The organism is Actinomadura chibensis NBRC 106107 (assembly GCF_001552135.1).
In the GTDB taxonomy this organism is placed as follows: Bacteria; Actinomycetota; Actinomycetes; order Streptosporangiales; family Streptosporangiaceae; genus Spirillospora; species Spirillospora chibensis.
Genome location: NZ_BCQP01000010.1, coordinates 402,795 through 420,529 on the forward strand (window position 1 = coordinate 402,795; position 17,735 = coordinate 420,529).

General features: G+C 77.0%; 19 protein-coding genes. 10 read left to right on the top strand and 9 right to left on the bottom strand.

Annotated elements, in window-relative coordinates:
• Nucleotides 1–23: 23 nt before the first annotated feature.
• A complete protein-coding gene (locus ACH01S_RS06540) occupies nucleotides 24–473 on the bottom strand; it encodes a DUF1707 SHOCT-like domain-containing protein (protein WP_067886360.1) in 450 nt (149 codons plus the stop codon).
• Between the two features lie 202 nt (nucleotides 474–675).
• Here ACH01S_RS06540 and ACH01S_RS06545 point away from each other — a divergent pair, with 202 nt between their 5' ends.
• Nucleotides 676–1,434: a DedA family protein gene (locus tag ACH01S_RS06545; protein WP_246237139.1), complete on the top strand. Its 759-nt coding sequence runs from the start codon at nucleotides 676–678 to the stop codon at nucleotides 1,432–1,434.
• A gap of 171 nt (nucleotides 1,435–1,605) precedes the next feature.
• Nucleotides 1,606–2,421 carry a phosphatase PAP2 family protein gene (locus ACH01S_RS06550; RefSeq protein WP_083980384.1) on the top strand — a complete coding sequence of 272 codons (816 nt, stop codon included), beginning with the start codon at nucleotides 1,606–1,608 and terminating at the stop codon, nucleotides 2,419–2,421.
• Nucleotides 2,422–2,437: 16 nt separating this feature from the next.
• Here the strand turns inward: ACH01S_RS06550 and ACH01S_RS06555 are convergent, their stop codons facing one another.
• Complete coding sequence (locus tag ACH01S_RS06555; RefSeq protein ID WP_067886365.1) at nucleotides 2,438–3,133, bottom strand: response regulator; 696 nt, start codon at nucleotides 3,131–3,133, stop codon at nucleotides 2,438–2,440.
• Nucleotides 3,130–4,914 (bottom strand): sensor histidine kinase, encoded by a 1,785-nt coding sequence (locus ACH01S_RS06560; protein WP_067886367.1) that lies wholly within the window; start codon nucleotides 4,912–4,914, stop codon nucleotides 3,130–3,132. The genes ACH01S_RS06555 and ACH01S_RS06560 overlap by 4 nt, the downstream gene beginning before the upstream one ends.
• Nucleotides 4,915–5,162: 248 nt before the next feature.
• Here ACH01S_RS06560 and ACH01S_RS06565 point away from each other — a divergent pair, with 248 nt between their 5' ends.
• The 5 genes from ACH01S_RS06565 (at nucleotide 5,163) to ACH01S_RS06585 (ending at nucleotide 8,928) form a co-directional block, all read left to right on the top strand.
• Nucleotides 5,163–5,828: a response regulator gene (locus tag ACH01S_RS06565; RefSeq protein ID WP_067886369.1), complete on the top strand. Its 666-nt coding sequence runs from the start codon at nucleotides 5,163–5,165 to the stop codon at nucleotides 5,826–5,828.
• 65 nt (nucleotides 5,829–5,893) lie between these two features.
• Nucleotides 5,894–6,571: an RNA polymerase sigma factor gene (locus ACH01S_RS06570; RefSeq protein ID WP_246237140.1), complete on the top strand. Its 678-nt coding sequence runs from the start codon at nucleotides 5,894–5,896 to the stop codon at nucleotides 6,569–6,571.
• Entirely contained in the window at nucleotides 6,568–7,407 is an 840-nt protein-coding gene (locus ACH01S_RS06575) for a methylated-DNA--[protein]-cysteine S-methyltransferase (protein WP_246237141.1), read from the top strand. Before ACH01S_RS06570 ends, ACH01S_RS06575 begins: the two co-directional genes overlap by 4 nt.
• A 121-nt stretch (nucleotides 7,408–7,528) precedes the next feature.
• Nucleotides 7,529–8,605 (top strand): NAD-dependent epimerase/dehydratase family protein, encoded by a 1,077-nt coding sequence (locus tag ACH01S_RS06580; protein WP_067886371.1) that lies wholly within the window; start codon nucleotides 7,529–7,531, stop codon nucleotides 8,603–8,605.
• Between the two features lie 71 nt (nucleotides 8,606–8,676).
• A complete protein-coding gene (locus ACH01S_RS06585) occupies nucleotides 8,677–8,928 on the top strand; it encodes a hypothetical protein (RefSeq protein WP_067886373.1) in 252 nt (83 codons plus the stop codon).
• Between the two features lie 40 nt (nucleotides 8,929–8,968).
• Here ACH01S_RS06585 and ACH01S_RS06590 read toward each other — a convergent pair whose 3' ends face one another.
• On the bottom strand, nucleotides 8,969–9,547 hold the full coding sequence (locus tag ACH01S_RS06590) for a TetR/AcrR family transcriptional regulator (RefSeq protein WP_067886374.1): 579 nt from the start codon (nucleotides 9,545–9,547) through the stop codon (nucleotides 8,969–8,971).
• Between the two features lie 194 nt (nucleotides 9,548–9,741).
• Here ACH01S_RS06590 and ACH01S_RS06595 point away from each other — a divergent pair, with 194 nt between their 5' ends.
• The 3 genes from ACH01S_RS06595 to ACH01S_RS06605 all read left to right on the top strand — a co-directional run bounded on the left by ACH01S_RS06595 (nucleotide 9,742) and on the right by ACH01S_RS06605 (nucleotide 12,335).
• Complete coding sequence (locus tag ACH01S_RS06595; protein ID WP_067886376.1) at nucleotides 9,742–10,122, top strand: YciI family protein; 381 nt, start codon at nucleotides 9,742–9,744, stop codon at nucleotides 10,120–10,122.
• Nucleotides 10,119–11,468: an RNA polymerase sigma factor gene (locus ACH01S_RS06600; protein ID WP_067886378.1), complete on the top strand. Its 1,350-nt coding sequence runs from the start codon at nucleotides 10,119–10,121 to the stop codon at nucleotides 11,466–11,468. Before ACH01S_RS06595 ends, ACH01S_RS06600 begins: the two co-directional genes overlap by 4 nt.
• Nucleotides 11,469–11,543: 75 nt before the next feature.
• Nucleotides 11,544–12,335, top strand: a complete 792-nt coding sequence (locus tag ACH01S_RS06605; RefSeq protein ID WP_067886380.1) for an alpha/beta fold hydrolase — start codon at nucleotides 11,544–11,546, stop codon at nucleotides 12,333–12,335.
• 34 nt (nucleotides 12,336–12,369) lie between these two features.
• Here the strand turns inward: ACH01S_RS06605 and ACH01S_RS06610 are convergent, their stop codons facing one another.
• The 5 genes from ACH01S_RS06610 to ACH01S_RS06630 form a co-directional block, all read right to left on the bottom strand.
• Nucleotides 12,370–12,993: an IMPACT family protein gene (locus ACH01S_RS06610; protein WP_067886608.1), complete on the bottom strand. Its 624-nt coding sequence runs from the start codon at nucleotides 12,991–12,993 to the stop codon at nucleotides 12,370–12,372.
• A 29-nt stretch (nucleotides 12,994–13,022) separates the two neighbouring features.
• Nucleotides 13,023–13,802 carry an HAD-IIA family hydrolase gene (locus tag ACH01S_RS06615; RefSeq protein WP_067886382.1) on the bottom strand — a complete coding sequence of 260 codons (780 nt, stop codon included), beginning with the start codon at nucleotides 13,800–13,802 and terminating at the stop codon, nucleotides 13,023–13,025.
• A gap of 178 nt (nucleotides 13,803–13,980) precedes the next feature.
• Nucleotides 13,981–14,556, bottom strand: a complete 576-nt coding sequence (locus ACH01S_RS06620) for a TerD family protein (RefSeq protein ID WP_067886384.1) — start codon at nucleotides 14,554–14,556, stop codon at nucleotides 13,981–13,983.
• A 246-nt stretch (nucleotides 14,557–14,802) separates the two neighbouring features.
• Nucleotides 14,803–16,617, bottom strand: coding sequence for an acyl-CoA dehydrogenase (locus tag ACH01S_RS06625; RefSeq protein ID WP_067886386.1), 1,815 nt, complete (start codon nucleotides 16,615–16,617; stop codon nucleotides 14,803–14,805).
• Complete coding sequence (locus tag ACH01S_RS06630) at nucleotides 16,614–17,735, bottom strand: acyltransferase domain-containing protein (RefSeq protein WP_067886388.1); 1,122 nt, start codon at nucleotides 17,733–17,735, stop codon at nucleotides 16,614–16,616. The genes ACH01S_RS06625 and ACH01S_RS06630 overlap by 4 nt, the downstream gene beginning before the upstream one ends.

A 17,735-nucleotide genomic window follows, 5' to 3' on the forward strand; every position in this document is an offset into this window, starting at 1 on the left:
CGTTGTGCGGGGGGTTTCCGGGGTCAGTGGTCGTCGCGTGAGGGCCAGATGGCGTAGGAGACGAGGATGGCGGCCCAGATTCCGAGGGGGACGGCGGGCCAGAAGAACGTCCACTCCCCCTCGTGGACGGCGGACGCGGCCCAGATGACGGTCATGATGGCGGCGCCGCCGGCCCAGTAGCCCCATTCGTCGAGCCAGGCGCGTTTGTCGGCGTCGGCTTCGGCGGTGCGGCGGGCGGTTTCGGCGCGGTCGCGGGCGGCCCGGGATTCGGGCAGGTCGGCGGTGAGGCGGTGGAGGTCGCCGCGGGTGGTGGCGGTGAGGGCGCGGTCGAGGCGGCGGCGGTGTTCGGCGGTGTCGAGGGCGCCTTCGGAGAGGGCGTCGCCGAGGCGTTGGACGGTGGTGTCGCGGTCGTGGTCGGACGCGCGGACGTAGTCGTGGTCAGGGGCGTGGGTGTGGGCGGTCGGCGGTTCCATGGTCGGCGCTCCCCCGGGTCGGCGGTGTGGTGGGCTGCGTCGTCTCCAGGGTCGCGCGGTGGTGGGCGGTGGTGCTTCGTCCGGGGTGAGGATCCGGGTGTACATCGTTCGCAGGACGGGCGGTGGCCCTGTCGAAGGTCAGGGGTGGCGAGGGCCTTCCGCCTGATTCGCGGGCGGCGGGTCGTTTCCTAGCGTCGTGGCCATGGACATGGACGGGGTGATGGGTTTCGTGGACACGGCGGTGACGTCGCCGTGGTTCTATCTGGCGCTGTTCGCCGTGGCGGCGTTGGACGGGTTCTTCCCGGTGGTGCCGAGCGAGAGCATGGTGATCACGGCGGGGGTGTACGCGGCGTCGGGCGGCTTGGAGCTGGTGCCAGTGGTGGCGTTGGCGGCGGTGGGCGCGTTCGCGGGTGACCATGTGTCGTATCTGGTGGGGCGGGGTTCGGGTGGGCGGCTGGTGCGGCGGGCGCGGGCGGGGACGCGGCGTCATCGGGCGTTCGGGTGGGCGGGGCGGACCGTCGCGGAGCGGGGCGGGCTGATCCTGGTGGTGGCGCGGTACGTGCCGGGCGGGCGGACGGCGGTGACGTTGACGATGGGCGCGGTCGCCTTCAGGTTGCGGTCGTTCTCGCTGTTCGCGGGGGTGGCGGCGGTGTCGTGGGCGTTGTACGGGGCGTTGCTGGGTTATGTGGGCGGGGCGGCGTTCGAGGACGACCCGTTGATGGGCGTGGCGGTCGGCCTGGGGTTGGCGTTGTCGGTGACGGTGTTGGTGGAGGCAGTGCGGTTCACCCGCCGCCGCCGCGCGTCCGTCCGCGCCGGTGGCCGCGCGACCGGAGGTGCGGTCGGAGGCGTGATCGGGGCCGGGTCCGGAGGCGCGGGCGGTCTGGTGCGGGAGGCGGGGGCCGCGGCTGAGGGCGTGGCGGAGCGGGTGCCGGGCGCGTCGCGCGGCGGGCGGTCTTCCTGAGCGACCGGTCGCGCGCGCGGGGCTGGTGCGGCGGGGGTTTTCGGTGTTGGGTGTGTGATCGGCGGTTTGTGCCGAGGGTGACCTATGCATGGCTCTAGGGTGAACATTGGCGGTCTGCAGGGTGTCTCACAGGTGTCGGACGCGGGGCCGTCGTCGAGCGTGAGGGAGAGCATGGGACCGCCGGAGTTCAGTGCCGATCTGTACCGGGAGATCACCGAGTTCGCCGTGGGGACGCCGTCGTGGGTGCATTCGGCGGCCGAGGTCGGGACGGACGCGGGCCTGCTGCTGTTCGGGGTGTTGTTCGCGGCGGGCTGGTGGCGGGCGCGGGGCCGGGACGCGCGGTCGATGGGGCTGGCGCTGGCGGCGCCGTTCGCGATGGTGGCGGCGTATCTGGTGAGCGAGGTGTCCAAGGACGTGATCCGGGAGGAGCGTCCGTGCCGGGCGGTGGCGGGGGCGGTGCACATCGCGGCGTGCCCGTCGCCGGGCGACTGGTCGTTCCCGAGCAATCACGCGACGATCGCGGCGGGGTCCGCGGCGGCGATCGTGGTGGCGTGGCGGGCGATGGCGCCGCTGGTGCTGCCGCTGGCGGCGGTGATGGCGTTCTCGCGGGTGTTCGTGGGTGTGCATTATCCGCATGATGTGGCGGCGGGGTTCCTGGTCGGGGTCGTGGTGGCTTCGGTGGCGGCGGTCCTGTTCGCGGCGGTGCTGCGGCCGGTGGTGGAGTGGTCGCGGGGGACGGCGCCGGGCGCGGTGCTGCTGGGCGCGCGTCCGGCGGTGCCCGTCGGCGGGGAGTGGAACGCGCCACGTCCGGTGCCGGTGGGCGCGCCCGTTCCGGGAGGCGGCGGCCCTGTTCCTGGTCCCGGGCCTGTTCCCGGTCGTGGTCCTGGGCGGGTGCCGGTGGACGAGGCCGCGGTGACGTCGCCGGACGTGATGGGCGGCCTGCCCGCCGTTCCCCGGGGCGGCGGCACCCGCGGGTACGGCTCCTAGCCGCGGCGGCCGCAGGCTAGGCCCGGTGGTCGGGGGCGAACGCGTCGAAGGCGCCGGTGGTGGTGTCGACCAGTCCGGCCTCGTAGGCGAGGACGGCGGCCTGGACGCGGTTGCGGACGTCCAGGCGGGTGAGGATCGCGCTGACGTAGGCCTTGACGGTGCCTTCGACGACGTGGAGGCGCGCGGCGATCTCGGCGTTGGGGAGTCCGGCGCCGAGCAGGGCGAGGACGTCGCGTTCGCGCGGGGTGAGGTCGGCGGTGCGGCGGCGGGCGCGGGCGCCGCCGCTGAGGCGGTCGCCGCCGAGTTCGGTGATGACGCGGTGGGCGACCTTCGGGGACAGGTAGGCGGCGCCGTCGGCGACGGCGCGGACGCCGGTGATGAGTTCGCGGGGGTCGCCGGATTTGAGGAGGAATCCGCTGGCGCCGCCGGCGAGGGCCTGGGCGATGTAGTCGTCCTCGCCGAAGGTGGTGAGCATGACGACGCCGGTGGCGGGGGCGGCGCGGCGGAGTTCGGCGGCGGCGGCGAGGCCGTCGAGGCGGGGCATGCGGATGTCGAGGAGGGTGACGTCGGGGCGGTGCCGGAGGGTGAGGTCGACGGCCTCGTGGCCGTCGGCGGCCTCGGCGACGACGTCGATGGCGGGGTCGGCGGTGAGGATGGCGCGGACGCCCGCGCGGATCATGGCTTCGTCGTCGGCGAGCAGGACGCGAATCACGGGCCGTCCTTCCGGTGCGCGGGGTCGTCGGTGCGGCCGGCGCTGAGCTGGGCGGTGTCGTAGGAGTTCTTGGCGGTGAGGCGGCCGTCGGCGAAGCAGAGGCGGTAGACGCGTCCGGTGCCGATGAGGCCGGGGTCGGGGCGGTAGTAGCGGCAGCGGGCGTGGGCGGGTTCGGGGACGGTCTGCCGGACGACGTCCGCGTCGGGCGTCTCCAGCGGCGGGAGGGTGTCGGTGACGCGGTCCTCGGGGTCGCCGACGCGGAGGGCGGCGTAGTCGGCGGGTTCGAGGACGGAGTTGAGGGTGGTGTAGGCGTAGTAGCCGACCATGATGCCGCCGAGGACGGTCATGAGCGCGGCGGGGACGGCGATGGCGGTGATCAGGCCGCGGCGGACCTGGCGGCGCCGGGTGGCGAGGTGCCGGGCCGACTCCGACGTCCACTCCCCCGCGTCCGGGCCGGTGCCGGTGTCGGGGGCCGGGGTGGTGGGGGTGGCGGGGATGTCGGCGGTGACCTGGAAGCCGCCGTCGGGGGTGGGGGCGGCGTGGAGGGTGCCGCCGAGGAGGCGGACGCGTTCGGTGAGGCCGGTCAGTCCGTGGCCGCCGGACGGGAGCAGCGGCGGTTCGCCGGGCGGCGGCTGGTTGGCGACGGTGACGGTGATCGGGTCGCCGGGCCCGCGGTGGGTGAGGCGGACGGTGACGGCGGCGCCGGGGGCGTGTTTGGCGGCGTTGGTGACGGCCTCCTGGACGACGCGGTGGGCGGCGAGCGCGACCATCGGCGGGGGCTCCGGCGGTGGTGTGCGGGCGTCCGGCGGGCCGTCCGGGACGCCGCCGGGGTCTGGGGCGTCGATGGTGAGTTCGATGGGGACGCCGGACGCGCGGGCGCGTTCCACCAGGTCGGGGATGCTCTCCCGCGCGGGCCGCACCGGCGCCGCTGCGGGCTCCCCACCGGGTGCCGTGCCGGGTGCGGCGGGTCCGGTGTCGTCGCGGAGGACGCCGATGATCTCGCGGAGGTGGTCGGTGGCCTCGGCGGCGCCGGCGCGCAGTTCGGCGGCGGCGGCGCGGTGCCGGTCGGCGAGTCCGGGCGCGACCTGCAGGGCCCCGGCGCGGACGGCGATGAGGGCGAGTTCGTGGCCGAGGGAGTCGTGCATGTCCTGGGCGATGCGGGCGCGTTCGCGGAGCCGTTCGCGTTCGGCGATGATGCGCTGCTGGTGCTCCAGGCGTTCGGCGCGTTCCCATCCGGCGCGCAGGAGCTCCTGGTACTGGCGCCAGTAGCGGCCGACGAGCCAGGGCAGGACGCCGAGCAGCACGAGCCAGACGGTCGCGGGGAACCAGGCGGTGACGTTCACGCCGCGGGCGACCGACAGCGCGGCCCCGCCGGCGAGGACGGCGGCGAACCCGAGCAGCGGCGGCTGCGCGCGGGCGGTGCGCAGCCCGGTGAGGTAGGCGAGGACGGGCATGGCGAACGCGTAGTTGCCGTGCAGGCCGGTGAGGCACATGGCGGCGAGGAGCGCGGCGGTCGGCCAGGCGCGGCAGACCGCGACGGCGGCGGCCAGGACGGTGAGCCCGGCGATCTCGGCCCAGGGCACCGGTCCGCGGCCGAGCGGCTGCGACAGGACGCCGATCAGCACGGGGAACGAGAACAGCGCGTACAGCAGGACGTCGGTGACGAGCGCGGTCCGGGACGGGCGCCGGACCGTGGCGCGGACCGTCGCGCGCAGCTCCGCGAGCCGTGCCGCCGCGCCGGGACGGCCCGGGGCCGGGGCGAGGGTCGCGGGGGTGTTCACGCGTCCACGCTACAAGCCGGTCATCTGGGCCGTTACTGACGAAAGTCAGGGGTGCCCGGCGGGTGTGGCGGCCGGGGGCGTCGGGTGAGGTCGGACGCGGCGCGGGACGGGCCCCGTCTGAACTACGGTTGGCGGGCGGACGGCGCACACGGGCGGCGGCGACGGCGGCGCACAGGCCCCCGCGTGCGGGGACACGGAGCGCGAGGGGCCGGGGGCGGCGTCCTCCGCCGGAGGGAGAGGGGGGTCGTGTGATCCGGGTGATGCTGGCCGACGACCAGAGGCTGGTGCGGGCGGGGTTCCGGTCGATCCTGCAGGGCGAGGACGACATCGAGGTCGTCGCGGAGGTCGGCGACGGCCTGGAGGCGGTGCGGGCCGCGTCGGAGCTGCGTCCCGACGTGGTGCTGATGGACGTCCGGATGCCCGTCCTGGACGGGTTGGAGGCCACGAGCCGGATCACCTCCGACCCGCGCCTGGACGCGGTCCGCGTCGTGATCCTCACCACGTTCGACCTGGACGACTACGTGTACAGCGCGATCAAGGCGGGGGCGAGCGGGTTCCTGGTGAAGGACACCGAGCCGCCGGAGCTGATCCACGGGGTGCGGGTGGTGGCGCGGGGGGACGCGCTGCTCGCGCCGACGGTGACGCGGCGGCTGATCGCCGAGTTCGCGGCCCGGATCGCCAAGCCGCCGCCGGCCGAGCGGCTGGACCCGCTGACCGACCGGGAGCGGGAGGTGCTGGAGCTGGTCGCGGCGGGCCTGTCGAACGAGGAGATCGCGGGGCGGCTGGTGCTGTCGCCCGCGACCGCCAAGACCCACGTCAGCCGGATCTTGTCGAAGGTCGGGGCGCGGGACCGGGCGCAGCTGGTGGTGCTGGCCTACGAGACGGGCATGATCCGTCCCGGCTGGCTCGGCTGACCCGCCGCGCGCCGCGCCGGCCCCGCTCACGCAACCGGACGCGGCGCGGCGGTGTTCGAACGGATGTGACGGTAACGGACGAGGAACTCCCCCGCACCCGGCCCGCCCCCGCCGACGGCGGGGTGGAGGGCGCGGACGAGGCGGCCGCGCGGGTCGTGGCCGCCTTGACCCGCGACCTGGACACCGGGTTCGAGGCCATGTACCAGGCGTACCGGGGCGCGGTGTTCTCGACGGCGCTGCGGCTGTGCGGGCGGTGGGCCGAGGCCGAGGACCTGGCGGCGGAGGCGTTCCTGCGCGCCTACCGGGCGCTGTGCGGGTACGGTCCGGCGCGGATCGCGGAGCTGCGGCCGCGGGCGTGGCTGCTGACGATCCTGACGAACGTGTGGCGCAACACCGTCCGGTCGGCGGTGCGGCGGCCGCCGCCGGGCCCGCTGGAGGACGCGCCCGACCCGCCCGACCCCGGCGAGGGCGTGGAGGACGCCGCCGCCCGCCACGAGACCGGGCGGGAGCTGGCCGCGCTGCTGGCCGAGCTGCCCCGGGCGCAGCGCGCCGCCGTGGTTTTGCGGCATGTCGCCGGGCTGCCGGTCGCGGAGATCGCCGTCGTCCTCGGCGTGCCGGAGGGCACCGCCAAGTCGCACGTCTCCCGGGGGCTGTCCCGGCTGCGCGACCTGCGCGCCCGGCCGCGTCCCGGCCCGGGAGACCCCGGACCGCAGCACCTTGACCAGCGAGGGGGCACCCCATGAACCACCACGACGACGACACCGCCCTCGACCCGAGCGGCACCCCCGAAACCAGCCCCGAAACCAGCCCGGACGCCGGTCTGGACCCCGGGATGGAGGGTGAGCTGGCGGCGCTGGCCGTCGAGCCGCCGCCGTCGCTGCTGGACCGGGTCGCCGCGCGCCGCGTCCACCTCGACGTCCCCGGGCCGCTGGACGGCGTGCAGGTCGCCTTCACCGACCACGGCGTGGCGTTCCTGCGCGCCGGGATGGACGACGCCGAGTTCGCCGCCGCGTTCCGCGCGCGGTTCGCGCGTCCGCTGCTGCCCGCCGCGCGTCCGCCCGCCGGGCTGGTGCCCGCGCTGCGCACCGGGCGGCTCGGCGGGCTGCGGCTGGACCTGCGGGGTCTCAGCGGCTTCGAGGCCGCCGTGCTGCGCGCCGCCGCGACGATCCCGCGCGGGCAGACCCGCCCGTACGCGTGGGTGGCGCGGCAGGCCGGGCGGCCGAAGGCGGTGCGGGCGGTGGGGTCGGCGCTGGGCCGCAACCCCGTCCCGCTGCTGATCCCCTGCCACCGCGTCACCCGCTCGGACGGGACGCTCGGCGAGTACGTGTTCGGCGCCGCCGCCAAGGAGCGGCTGCTGCGCGCCGAGGACGTCGACGTCGACGCGGCCGCCGACCTGGCCCGCCGCGGCGTCCGGCTGGTCGGCAGCGACACCACCGGGATCGTGTGCTACCCGACCTGCGGCGACGCCCGCCGGATCACGGCCGCGCACCGGCGCGGGTTCCGCGACCTGGCCGCCGCCCGCGCCGCCGGGTACCGGCCGTGCGAGCGGTGCCGTCCCGGCGACCCGACCCCCGCCTGACCCCCGCCCGCCCCCGCGGGGCGTGCCGGGGCGGGCATAGATCGGCGCGGGGCGGGAATGGGGCGGTCCCGTCCACCTGCGGGGACGGTCCGCGGGGGCGGCGTTGAGGAGGGAGGCCGCCATGCGCGTCGTCGTGACCGGCGCGACCGGCAACATCGGGACCCGCACGGTCCGGGCGCTCGCCGCGGACCCGGCCGTCACCGCGATCACCGGTCTCGCCCGCCGCCGCCCCGGCCCCGACGCGGGCCTGGGCGCGGACACGGACGGGATGGACAAGGTCGAGTGGGCCGAGGCCGACGTCACCGACAGCGACCTGGTCCCGCTGATGCGCGGCGCGGACGCCGTGGTGCACCTGGCGTGGCTGTTCCAGCCGACGCACCGTCCCGCCGTGACGTGGGACGCCAACGTCCTCGGCAGCTCCCGCGTGTTCGGCGCCGCCGCCGAGGCGGGCGTCCCGGCGCTGGTGTACTCGTCTTCGGTCGGGGCGTACTCCCCCGGCCCGAAGGACCGCGCGGTCGACGAGTCGTGGCCGACGCACGGCTGGCCCGGCGCCGCCTACAGCCGCGAAAAGGCCTACGTCGAACGGCTCCTGGACGTGTTCGAGGCGAACAACCCGGACCGCCGCGTCGTGCGGATCCGGCCGGGGTTCGTGTTCGAGCGGCAGACCGCGGCCGAGCAGCGGCGGCTGTTCGCCGGTCCGCTGCTGCCGGGGCGGCTCGTGCGGCCGGGGCGGGTGCCGGTCGTCCCGGACATGCCGGGGCTGACGCTGCAGGCGCTGCACTCCGCCGACGCCGGGGAGGCGTTCCGGCTCGCCGTCACCGGCGGCGCGCGCGGCGCGTTCAACATCGCCGCCGAACCCGTCCTGGACGCCGCCGAGCTCGCCGACATCCTCGGCGCGCGGACCGTGCGGGTGCCGCTGCGGGGGGTGCGGGCCGCAGTCGCCGCCGCGTGGGCGCTGCACCTGGTGCCCGCCTCGCCGGGCCTGCTCGACCTGGCCCTGCGGGTCCCGGTCATGGACACCGCGCGGGCCCGCGACGAGCTCGGCTGGACGCCCCGGCACTCCGCCCGCGCGGCGATCGAGGAGTTCCTGGAGGGCCTGCGCACCGGCGCGGGCCGCGGCACCCCGCCGCTGTCCCCCGGCACCGGCGGGCGGATGCGGGCCCGCGAGTTCGCCACCGGCATCGGCCGCCGCCCCTGACCCCCGTACCGAGCCGCACCGTTCCGAACCGAGCCGTCCCAGCCGTACCGTCGAGACCCGGAGGGCAGTCCATGCCGACGATCACTTCCGAGCACCTGCACGCCCTGCTCGCCTCCCCCGACCGCGACGCCGCGCTCGTCGTCGTCGGCGGGCGCGCCAGGGTGGTGCCCGGCGACCCGTCCCGCAGCGACGGACCCGAGGACGCGCTCGTCCTCACCACCCGCGACGCCGTGATCGCCGAACTGGACACCGGCGCCAACGACGAGCAGATCGAAAGCCTCGCCCAGCGCCTCGACGTCGCCCTGGAAAGCCTCGGCGGCTGACCCCTCCGCGTCCGGCGGGCCGGGGTCTCGCGGGGCGTGGTCAGCGGGGGCCGGGCGGCCTGGGGGCCAGGGCGCCCGACAGGAACAGCGTCGTCACCGACGCGCTCGCCTCCTCCACGCCGAGGCGCCGTCCGACGACCCGCGACACCACGCCCTCCAGCATGCTGAAGTACAGCTCGGCCAGGGTGTGGACGGGCACGTCGCGGCGGAACGCGCCCGACCGCGCGCCGCGCTCGAACACCGCCCGCAGCGGCCCCGCGAGTCCCCGCTCGGCCCGCCGCGCCTCCGCCGGCGTCCCGCCGAACAGGCCGGGCGCCCGGTAGCGGACGGCCACGGCGATCGTCGCGCTGGTCATCCGGGCGACGGCGTCCTCGATCGGGACGGTGTCCAGCCGCGCGTCGGCGAGCCGCCCGGCGAGGTCGGCCAGCGCCGCCTCGGCCAGGGCGCACAGCAGCGCCTCCCGGGTCGGGAAGTAGCGGTCCAGGGTGTCGCGCGGCACCCCGGCGGCGCGGGCGACGTCGGCCATGCTCGCCGGGCCGTCCCGCCCGGTCAGCACCGCCGCCGCGGCGTCGAGGATCCGCGCCCGCACCTGGTCCCGGAGGAGGAAACTGCTGGTCATCGCCGGGTGATGCTACACGACGCCCGCCCCGTCCGACGCGGCGTTTCCAGGGAAGGCGCGACGTGTCGGACATCGCGGGCGCGGGGTGTCCTCGCGGGCGGCGCACCCGTCTGACATCCTGCATGCCCGGGGGCGACGCCCCCCGTCCGCGAACACGACCACGAACGCGCCGGGCACCGGGGAGAGGGGAATCCGTGCGCTACGTCCTGATGATCTGCAGCGACGAGACCGCCGGGACCGACCCCGCCGAGGCCGCCGCGACCGGCTGCGGCGGCTGGTCGCGGGAGATGGACCGGCGCGGCGTCGTCCGCGGCGGCGCCGGGCTGCGGCCCGCCGACGAGGCCACCACCGTCAAGGTCCGCGGCGGCGAGGTGCTGCTGACCGACGGGCCGTTCGCCGAGACCAAGGACCAGATCGGCGGGTTCACCCTCATCGAGTGCGGCGGCCTGGACGAGGCCGTCGAGATCGCCGCCCGGCACCCCTGGGCCGAGCTCGGCCAGATCGAGATCCGCCCCGTCCTCGACCCCGAACCGCCCCCCGGGACCGACCCCGACACGGCCCCCGGGACGGCGTGACCGCCGAGCCGGGCGTCGAGCCGGGCGCCGCGCGGGACGCGGAGCGGGCCGTGGCGGAGGCGTTCCGCGCCGAACGGGGGCAGGTCGTCGCCACCCTCATCCGGATGACCGGCGACTGGGACCTGGCCGAGGAGTGCGCCCAGGACGCCTTCGCCGCCGCGCTGGAACGCTGGCCCCGCGACGGCGTCCCGTCCCGGCCCGGCGCGTGGCTGACCACCACCGCCCGCAACCGGGCCCGCGACCGGCTCCGCCGCGACGCCACCGGCGCCCGCAGACTCGCCGAGGCCGCGGCCGACCGCGCACGCCACCCCCACCAGGGCGGGAGCGAAGGCGAGGGAGGGGGCGTGTTCGGCGACGACCGGCTCCGGCTCGTCTTCACCTGCTGCCACCCCGCCCTGAACCTGGACGCCCGCGTCGCGCTGACCCTGCGCGTCCTCGGCGGGCTCGGCACCGCCGAGATCGCCCGCGCGTTCCTCGTCGACGACGCCGCCATGTCCAAGCGGATCACCCGCGCGAAACGCAAGATCCGCGACGCGGGGATCCCCTACCGCGTCCCGCCGCCGCACCTGCTGCCCGAGCGGACCGCCGGGGTCCTCGGCGTGCTGTACCTGCTGTTCAACGAGGGCTACGCCGCCACCGCCGGGGACGCGCTGCAGCGCCGGGCACTGTCGGCCGAGGCGATCCGGCTGGCCCGGCTGGTGGCCGCGCTGCCGCCCGCCGACCCCGAGGCGCGCGGGCTGCTCGCGCTGATGCTGCTGCACGACGCACGCGCCGCCGCCCGCACCGGCCCCGACGGCGTCCTGGTCCCCCTGGAGGAGCAGGACCGGTCCCGGTGGGACGCGGCGCGGATCGCCGAGGGCGTCGAGATCCTGGAGGACGCGCTGCGCCCCGCCCCCGGGCGCCCGCCCGCCGGGCCCTACCGGATCCAGGCCGCGATCGCCGCCTGCCACGCCACCGCGGCCACCGCCGACGCCACCGACTGGCCGCAGATCGCCGCGCTCTACGAGCGGCTGATCCCGCTCGTCCCGTCCCCGGTCGTGCGGCTCAACCACGCGGTCGCGGTCGCGATGGCCCGCGGGCCCGCCGCCGGGCTGCCGCTGCTGGACGACCTGGACCGCACCGGCGCCCTCGACGGCTACCACCTGCTCCCCGCCGCCCGCGCCGACCTGCTGCGCCGCCTCGGCCGCCGCGCCGGCGCCGCCCGCGCCTACCGCCGCGCGCTGGACCTGGCCCGCAACGACGCCGACCGCCGCTACCTCACCCGCCGCCTCGACCAGGTCACCCGCCCGCAGAACGAGCCGCCCGCGGGTGTCCGTCCCGGGGCTTCCCGTTCGTCGGTGGGGTGACGGCCCCGTGCGGGCGGCCCGCGCGGGCCGCCCGCACGGGGCCGGGATCCGCCGGAACCTGGGAAGGACACCCTCATGGACATCGTGAAATCCGCGGACGGCACCCGCATCGCCTACGACCGCACCGGCGACGGCCCCGCGCTCGTCTACGTCGGCGGGGCCCTCAACGACCGGGGGTCGGGCGCCGCGCTCGCCGCGCTCCTCGCCCCCGGCCACACCGTGCTCACCTACGACCGGCGCGGGCGCGGCGACAGCGGCGACACCCCGCCCTACGCCGTCGAACGCGAGATCGAGGACATCGCCGCCCTCCTCGACGCCGCGGGCGGCGCCGCCGCCTTGTATGGGATGTCGTCGGGGGCGGCGCTGGCGCTGCGGGCCGCCGCGCACGGCCTGCCGGTCACCCGCGTCGCCGTGTTCGAGCCGCCGTTCTCGCCGCCGCACGACGACCGCCTCACCCGCGCCCGCGCCTACCACACCGACCTGACCGGGCTGCTCGCCGACGGGCGGCGCGGCGACGCGGTCGCGCTGTTCATGACGGCCGTCGGGATGCCCGAGGACGCCGTGCGGCAGATGCGCGGCGCGCCGATGTGGCCCGCGCTGGAGGCGCTCGCGCCGTCCCTGGCCTACGACTCGGCCGTGATGGACGACGCGGGCAGCGGCGGCGCCGTCCCCGAGGAGGTCCTGCGCCGCGTCACCGTCCCGGCGCTGGTCCTGGACGGCGGCGACAGCCCGGCCTGGATGCGCGACATCGCCGCCCGCACCGCCGCGCTCCTGCCCGCCGGGACGCACCGCACCCTGCCCGGGCAGACCCACGACGTCGCGCCGGACGCGGTCGCGCCCGTCCTGTCGGCGTTCCTCACCCCCTGACACCGCCGCGGCCGGGCTGGGGTGGGCCGGGCGGTCAGGTGACGGGGACCTCGATGTGGCCGGGCGCGCCGCGCCGCACCCGCGCGCGTCCGGCCGTGACCCGCGCCGCCCACGCCTCGAACTCCCCCAGCTCGGCCGCCGGGACCGCCACGTCGGCCTCCACGCCCGCCCCGTACCGGACGTCGCCCGGCTGCGGGCCGCGGGCGTGCAGGTCGGTGAGGAACCGTCCCGCCAGGGCGTGGTCCACGGCCACGGTGACGGTCACCACCGGGCGCAGCTCCACCACCCCGACCGCGTCGACCGCGTCGCCGACCGCCTGGGCGTAGGCGCGGGCCAGGCCGCCCGCGCCGAGCTTCACCCCGCCGAAGTAGCGGGTGACGACCGCGGCCGTCCCGGTCAGGCCGCGGCGGACCAGCACCTCCAGCATCGGGACGCCCGCCGTCCCCGCGGGCTCCCCGTCGTCGCTGCTGCGGGTGATCTCGCCGTGCTCCCCGACGACGTAGGCGGTGCAGTTGTGGGTGGCGTCGCGGTGCGCGCGGCGGTGCCCGGCGATGAACGCCGCAGCGTCGGCCTCCCCCGCCACCCGGGCGAGCGTGCACACGAACCGGGACCTGCGGACCTCCAGCTCCCGCGTCCCGCCCTCCCGGATCATCCGCATCGCCGCCGCCACCGGCTCCCCGCCCCCGGTCAGACCAGGTCGAGCAGGTCCGCGATCGACGCGACGACCCGGTGCGGCCGGAACGGGAACCGCGCGATCTCCTCCTCGCGCGTCACGCCCGTCAGCACCAGGACCGTCTCCAGCCCGGCCTCCACCCCGGCGACGATGTCGGTGTCCATCCGGTCGCCGACCATCGCGGTCCGCTCGCTGTGCCCGCCGATCATGTTCAGCGCCGTCCGCATCATCAGCGGGTTCGGCTTCCCGACGAAGTAGGGCTCCACCCCCGTCGCCCGGGTGATCATCGCCGCGACCGCGCCGCACGCCGGGAGCGACCCCTCCGGGGACGGGCCGATCGGGTCGGGGTTGGTCGCGACGAACCGGGCGCCGCCCTCGATCAGCCGGATCGCCCGCGTGATCTGCGAGAAGCTGTAGGTGCGGGTCTCGCCGAGCACCACGTAGTCGGGGTCGATGTCGGTCAGCACGAACTCCGACTCGTGCAGCGCCGTCGTCAGCCCCGCCTCCCCGATCACGTACGCCGATCCGGCGGGGCGCTGGTCGGCCAGGAACTTCGCGGTCGCCAGCGCCGACGTCCAGATCGCCTCCGCCGGAACCCGCAGGCCCGCGGCGGCGAGCCGCGCCGACAGGTCCCGCCGCGTGTAGATCGAGTTGTTGGTCAGCACCAGGAACGGCTTGCCCGACGCCGACAGCCGCCGGACGAACTCCTCCGCCCCCGGGACCGGGCGGCCCTCGTGGACCAGCACCCCGTCCATGTCCGACAGCCAGTAGTCGATCGGCCCGCGCTCGCTCATGCCCCCATTGTCGCAGGCGAAGATCGCCGCCCCGCCAACCCCGGGCGTGCACGAGGGGCGTCCCCGGACCGGCCTCCACCAGGCCCGCTCCGGGGACGCCCCTCGGTCACGCCCGCCCCGCGCTCTCCTCCCCGCCCCGCTCGAGCCCCCCGGCTCGGACATCGGGGCCGGGCCGGGGTCAGACGTTCACGCCGAAGTCGGACGCGATGCCCGACAGGCCCGAGGCGTACCCCTGGCCGACCGCGCGGAACTTCCACTCCGCGCCGTTGCGGTACAGCTCGCCGAACACCATCGCGGTCTCGGTCGAGGCGTCCTCCGACAGGTCGTAGCGCGCGATCTCGCTGTTGTCGGCCTGGTTCACCACCCGGATGAACGCGTTGCGGACCTGGCCGAAGTTCTGCTGCCGGCCGTCGGCGTCGTAGATCGACACCGGGAACACGATCTTGGTGACCTCGGCGGGGACGCCGGACAGGTTCACCTTGATCTGCTCGTCGTCGCCCTCGCCCTCGCCGGTGAGGTTGTCGCCGGTGTGCTCGACGGACCCGTCGGGGCTCTTGAGGTTGTTGAAGAACACGAAGTGCTGGTCCGACAGGACCTTGTTCTCGGCCGAGCACAGCAGCGCGCTGGCGTCGAGGTCGAAGTCGGTCCCGGTCGTGGTCCGGACGTCCCAGCCGAGGCCGACCACGACGGCGGTCAGTCCCGGAGCCTCCTTGGTCAGCGAGACGTTGCCGCCCTTGCTCAGACTGACTCCCACTGTGTCTACCTCCGTATCGGCCCGTGCGGGTCCCGTGCGCCCGCAACGTGTTCGTCTGTCTTACGAGAACGGTAGCCATCTCCCGCCGGTTCCCCCGCGTCCTTGGCAAAGTCGCGGCGTGGCGTGCGGATTCGCCCCCCGGCGGGCCCTGCGACGGGCCCGCCGGGGGCCACCGGAACGGGGACGAAGGACGAACGGAGACGAGCCCAGGCGGGCGGAGACGGGTCGGGGTGGGACGGGGGCGGGTCAGGTGGAGGTGAGGAACGCGGCCGGGGCGGTGACCGCGGCGGGCAGCTCGAACGCGGCGGCCAGCTCCGCCGCGCGCGGGGCCAGCTCGTCGCAGACCCGCCGCCGCGCCGCCCACAGCCGGTCCAGGGTGCCGGGCGGCGCGGCGCCCTCGTTGAGCAGGTCGGGGGCGCGGCGCTCCAGCAGGTTCAGGGCGTGCAGGCCGAGGATCCGGCGCAGCAGCGGCCGCGCGTCCGGCGGCGCGGTCGCGGGCGCGGCGGCGAGGATCTGCAGGACCAGCCGGTCCGCGCACGCCCCGGCCGTCCGCGCCGCGAGGACCAGGTTGCCGTTCCACGCGGCGAATGCGTCGGCGCCGCCGCGGCGGGACGCCGCGACCCGGTCGGCGAGCCGGTCGCGCATCCGCCGCTCGGCCTCCCCCGCCAGCGCCAGCCACGTCCGCGGCGAGTCCAGGTCGGCGTCCGGGGCGACGGCGCACGGCTCGGGCGGGACGTAGCGGTCCAGGTCCGCCATCGCCCGCGCCGTGTCGTAGAGGATCAGCTCGTTGTCGCCGCCCGCGTTCAGGTAGGCGTGGGTCAGGCCCCGGTAGGAGTTGAGGCGCTCCACCGCCGCGAAGCCCGGCGCGCCGCTGTGCACCCGGCACTCCGACACCGTCCGCTGCGCCTGCGCGGTCGCCGCCGCCTTCAGCAGCGCCAGGTCCCGGTCGACCGCCGACCACGGCGCCCACGCCGTCTCCGGCCCGCCGCCCGCGCCGCCGCCGGCGGGGGCCGGGCGGGGCGCGGTGGCGTGCGCGGCGACGGCGGTCAGCGCGTACCCGGCGGCCAGCGCGCCGAGGACCGCCTCGCGCTGGTTGCGGTAGTCGGTCAGCGGGCGGCGCGGCGCGAGCCGACCGAGGGTGGTCCGGCCCGCCGAGTGCGCCAGCAGCGTCCCCGCCGCCGCCCGCGTGACCGCCGCCGACGCCGACACCACCGCCCGCCACACCGGCGGCGCGATGCCCATCGACCGGGTCAGCCGCGCCGCCGCCGTGCCCTCCGGGTCGTGGAACTCCCCGGCCGCGTCGATGGCGGCGCCGTCGCGCAGCCACGCCCCGTAGGGGACGCGGACGTCCTCCAGCAGGACGGCGGCGTAGTCGACGGGCAGGCCCGTGGTGTCGGGCGCGGCCACCACCCGGACGCCGGGCGGGACCGCGCCGTCGCTCCCGCGCAGCGGCACCGCGAACACGAACACCCCCCGCTCCCGCCCGCCGTGGACGAGCGTGGCGTACACGGCGGCGGTCTTCGGGACGTCCGGGTGCGCGGTGTTGGTCGGGAACTTCGCGGCCTGCGCGTCGGGGGTGGTGAGGACGAACCCGCCGCCGTCCGGGTCGTGCCGGGCCAGGGTGCGCGGCGACAGGTGGCTGTTGCTGCGCCCCACCTCGGTCATCAGCAGCGTCCCGAACGAGGCCATCGACTCCAGGTCGCCGCGGATCCGGCGGGTCTCGGGCTCGTCGGCGCCGAACCGCAGCACCGGGCCGAGCGCGAGGGTGTAGTGCAGCAGCATCACGTGGAACAGCGCCGGGTCGGCGACCGCCGCGCGGTCCAGCAGCGCGCACAGCGCGGGCGGGTCGGCCAGCAGCTCGGCGGCGGGCGGCGCGGCCTGCCCGGCGCGCCGCAGCCGCTCGTAGGTCAGGGCCTGCCGGGCGCGCGGCGTCAGCCCGTCGGGGCAGGTGAAGAACTCCTCGGGGACCGCGTCCGCGAGCCGCGCGCGGGTCTTGGCGTCCACGGACGCGCCGCGCACGAACCCGGCCAGACCACCGCCGCCGTCGCCGTCGCCGCTCATCGCCGTCCTCCTTCGCCCGCGAGCCCCGACACCGCGTCACCCGAACCCGCGCCCGACACGGTGTCCGGCACCGTGCCGGGGGGCGGTTTCGGGGTCACCGGCGGGACGCCGCCCGCCGCGACCCCGGGGGCGGCCTTGCCGGTGACGCCGGGGCGGGGACGGTCCCGCAGCGGCGTCAGGGTCCGCGCGCCGGGGACGCACAGCCGCGCGCACTGGCACAGCGCGGCGCCCGCGCCCGCCTCGGCGAACACGGTCGCGCCCGCCGCGTGGACGGCGCGCAGCGTGTCCGGCAGCCGCACCGGCTGGACGACGCAGTCGGCGAGCGCGCGGTGCAGGTCGTCGTCGTCGCGGTAGGCGCGGCCCCGGACCGGGGAGTGCACCGCGACCCGCAGGGGGCGCTGCGGGAACCGGCGGATCATGGCGTACCACTCGTCGTCGGCGCCGGTGAGGGCGGGGTGGTGCGACAGGTAGGGCACGGCGAGCCGCACCGCGCCGACCCCGCGTGCGCGGGCGGCGGCGAGGACGGCCTCCAGGGGCCCGTCGGGGCCGGAGACCACCGTCGCCGACGGGGCGTTCAGGCACGCGACGACCACGTCCGGCTCCCCGGCGGCGCGGACGAAGGCGCGGGCGTCGTCCTCGCCCGCCTCCAGCAGCCCCATGCCGCCGCCCCGGCCGCGCCGGGCGAGGACGTCGACGGCCGACACCGCCATCCGCGCGCCGTCGGTGATGGTGAACGCGCCCGCGCACACCAGCGCGGCGATCTCGCCGAAGCTCTGCCCGACGGCGAAGGCGGGGTGGACGCCGTGCGCGCGCAGCGCCCGGTCGACGGCGACGGCGACGGCGTAGGAGGCGAGCTGCGCGACGCCGGGGGCGCGGGCGGCGGGACGGTAGGCGGCGGGTTCGTCCAGCAGGATCGTGCGCAGGGACGGCCACCCGGTGGGCGGCAGGCCCTCCTGGACGGCGTCCAGGACGTCGGCGACGGCGCGGGCGGCGCCGGGCCCGGTCCGGGCGAGCGCCGGCAGGTCGGGCACGCCCGCCGCGCCGGTGCCGGCGAACAGGAAGGCGCAGGTGTCGTCGGGCTTGAGCTCCTCGGCCGGGCGGAATTCGGAGGACGGCAC